This is a genomic window from Leisingera sp. F5 (assembly GCF_001593695.1).
On sequence record NZ_LUKH01000284.1, the window covers coordinates 1 to 3,105 of the forward strand.

At 59.9% G+C, this 3,105-nt stretch carries 4 protein-coding genes; 2 read left to right on the forward strand and 2 right to left on the reverse strand.

What is annotated here, in order from left to right; translation table 11 throughout:
- Together A2I95_RS28910 and A2I95_RS28915 are read left to right on the forward strand one after the other, a co-directional pair.
- Positions 1-910, forward strand: a 910-nt coding sequence (locus A2I95_RS28910; RefSeq protein WP_291735437.1) for a calcium-binding protein, incomplete at its 5' end; no start/stop codon positions are given.
- Between the two features lie 167 nt (positions 911-1,077).
- Positions 1,078-2,247, forward strand: a complete 1,170-nt coding sequence (locus A2I95_RS28915; protein ID WP_291735438.1) for a calcium-binding protein — start codon at positions 1,078-1,080, stop codon at positions 2,245-2,247.
- Between the two features lie 95 nt (positions 2,248-2,342).
- On the opposite strand, the gene grxD is transcribed toward A2I95_RS28915, so the two are convergent.
- Positions 2,343-2,705, reverse strand: coding sequence for a Grx4 family monothiol glutaredoxin (gene grxD / locus A2I95_RS28920; protein WP_027259041.1), 363 nt, complete (start codon positions 2,703-2,705; stop codon positions 2,343-2,345).
- 144 nt (positions 2,706-2,849) lie between these two features.
- Positions 2,850-3,086 carry a BolA/IbaG family iron-sulfur metabolism protein gene (locus A2I95_RS28925; protein ID WP_019297755.1) on the reverse strand — a complete coding sequence of 79 codons (237 nt, stop codon included), beginning with the start codon at positions 3,084-3,086 and terminating at the stop codon, positions 2,850-2,852.
- Positions 3,087-3,105: the final 19 nt, after the last annotated feature.

Sequence of the window (3,105 nt, forward strand, 5' to 3'; positions counted from 1 at the left end):
GCACAGAATGTACGAAGCATTGATCCTGGGAGTCTTGTTGCTGGCCGGCGCCTCGGCAAGTGCTTATGACTTCGACTTGCCGCTGCCGGAAGAGGAACTGCCAGACACCGAGCCGACGGAACATTCAGATCGCCTGCAGCTTGGCGAGGAGGCCGACAGCATTGATGCCGGCAGCGGCAATGATCAGGTGCGCGCCGGCGGCGGCGATGATACGGTTTCCGGTGGCCTGGGGCTGGACATCCTGCAAGGCGAGGGCGGCGCGGACCAGCTGTCAGGCGGTGAATTCCACGACATTCTGCTGGGCGGTGCGGGCGCGGATGTGCTGGACGGCGAAGGCGGCAAGGATATCCTGTTTGGCGGTACCGGCGACGACACGCTGATGGGCGGCGACTGGGACGATGTATTGGCTGGCGGGGAAGGTTCGGACGACTTGTCTGGCGGCCGCGGCAACGACAATCTCTTTGGGGTCAGCGTGGACCCGGAACCGGATGCCGGGACACTGAAATCCTTGCGCGACGGCACGGAGCTGGCGGAGAATATTTTTGCCCTGTCGGCAGATGACGAAGCAGACACTCTGGACGGCGGCGAGGGCAATGATTTCCTAGCCTTGGGGGCAGGGGACTCCGCCCATGGGGGCAGCGGCAAGGACGTGTTCGAACTGCACCTCGACCAGGGCACAACCGGCGTAGCCACGATCGAGGATTTTGAGGCCGGAGCCGATACTGTTCGGGTAGCTGGCGGGAATTCCGGCGACTTCAGCGTCCAGCATGAGGAAGACAGCGGCGATGCGCTTGTCCTGGCGGATGGGAAACTGGTTGCAAGGCTGAAGGGGGCCGGGGACAGTTTTGTCTTGGAAGACCTGGGCTTTTCGGGCAATGCATCCGCAAATGCGGGCCAACCAGGCCTGTAATACCATCGGATTGTGCATGCAACTGCAGCCCTGACTATTGTTTCATATTTGGGGACATACCGTTTACGGCAATTTTTAGGCAAATTCACAACAAAATCTGGACCAATTTGAGGAATTCCCGTAGCTGAGTTGTAGCGAATTTCAGCTTTCTACTTTTGGGGGATTAAATGATTGGCGCACTTGTTTTAAGCACATTGGCAGTTGCCGGCCTGGCGATCAGCTTTGACGACGGCGATGATAACGCGCCCGAGCCTGATCCCATTGACGAAAACCCTGAACCCGTACTGCCGGATAGCGTTGGCACGGACGGCCCGGATGATCTGATCCTGGGCGATGAAGACGATGTTGTGGACGCGGGAACCGGGGCCGACCGGGTGCAATCCGGCGGCGGCAATGATCAAATCTCTGGCGGCGAGGGCAAAGACACCGTCCTGGCAGGCGACGGCAGCGACACCGTGTCCGGCGGTGCGTTTCATGATCTGATTTACGGCGGCAACGGCAATGACGTTCTGTCCGGCGACGGCGGCCTCGACACGATTTTCGGCGAAGGCGGCAACGATACGCTGGACGGCGGCGACTGGAACGACTCGCTGGTTGGCGGCCTGGGTTATGACAGCCTGACAGGCGGTATCGGAAACGACGTGCTGATTGCCGGTGCAGGAAAAGATGTGGCCTATGGCGGCGAAGGCAATGACACTGTCTCCGGCGGCGAATTTCACGACATAGCCTATGGCGGTGCCGGAAACGACTCGCTGGCAGGCGATGGCGGCATTGACGTTCTGTTCGGAGATGAGGGCAACGATACGCTGGACGGCGGCGCCTGGGATGACGACCTGATCGGCGGCGACGGCGCGGATATTTTGAACGGCGGCGCCGGCAATGATGCCCTGAGCGGAGTAAACCTGACACGGGACCTGACGCCGGAAGAGATTGCCAGCCTGCGCGACCAGGAGGAGGGATCAACGCTTGAGGGCGTCGGCTTCTCCAAGGCGGATGACGGCGCCGATACGCTGGATGGCGGCGCGGGCAATGATTTCCTGCTGATGGGGGCCGGCGATACCGGAACCGGCGGCGAGGGTCAGGATGACTTCAGCCTGTACATGTCGCAGGACGCAACCGGTGTCATCACCATCACCGACTATACAGCCGGCGAAGATGTGGTTCAGCTGGTCTTTGACAATAGCAGCGAAACCGTGAATGCTGACGACTACAGCGTTGAAAACGATACGGAAACCGGCGATGCGCTGATCCTGCAGCAGGGCGAGGTTGTGGCCCGGCTGCTGGGGGCGGGCGAAACCTTTACCGCCGACGATCTGGTGCTGATCGACGCGGCCTAACCGCCGCAGCAACAAACCGAAAAAGGGCCTGCCGCAAGAAATTGCGGCAGGCCCTTTTTTATCAAATCAGGCTTGGCTATTACGCCTGTGCCGGCTTATCCGTTTGCTTCGCGGATCTTGTCGGCAGCGTCTTTGTCGAAGGTGATGCTGTTCTGTTCGAACATGCCGTCCAGTTCGCCTGACAGGGTCATCTCGGTGATGATGTCGCAGCCGCCGACAAACTCGCCCTTGATGTAGAGCTGCGGGATCGTCGGCCAGTCGGAATATTCCTTGATGCCGGAGCGGATGTCTTCATCCGCCAGAACGTTCACATCGGTGTAGTCCACGCCGATGTAGTTCAGCACTGCCGCCACGCGCGAGGAGAAGCCGCACTGGGGCATTTCCTTGGTGCCTTTCATAAAGAGCACCACGTCGCTGGCTTTGACGGTTTCGTCGATGCGGGATTTTACGTCGGTCATTGGTTTATGTCCTTTTCGTCGTGCCGCCGCGGGTGGACTGGCATAAAGTCGTTGAGCGCGAGATATGCCACAATGGGCAGCAATAAAAGGGCCGCAGCCGGAGAAACTTGATTTCCCGCAAATTCAAGCAGCCAATCCATTCCGTTACTCAGGCGCCTTGGTGGTCAGTGCCAGGGCGTGCAGCTCGCCGTCGGGGCCGTCCATCTTGCCTTTCAGCGCGGCATAGACGGCGCGCTGCTGCTGGACGCGGTTCTTGCCGCGGAAGCTTTCGTCGACAACCATTGCCGACATATGCACGCCGTCGGTGCCGGCCACCTGGATTTCAGCGTCGGGGAAGCTCTCGCGCAGCAGTTCTTCGATTTCGTGGGCTTGCATGGGCATCCGGGGAAGTCCTTTGTCT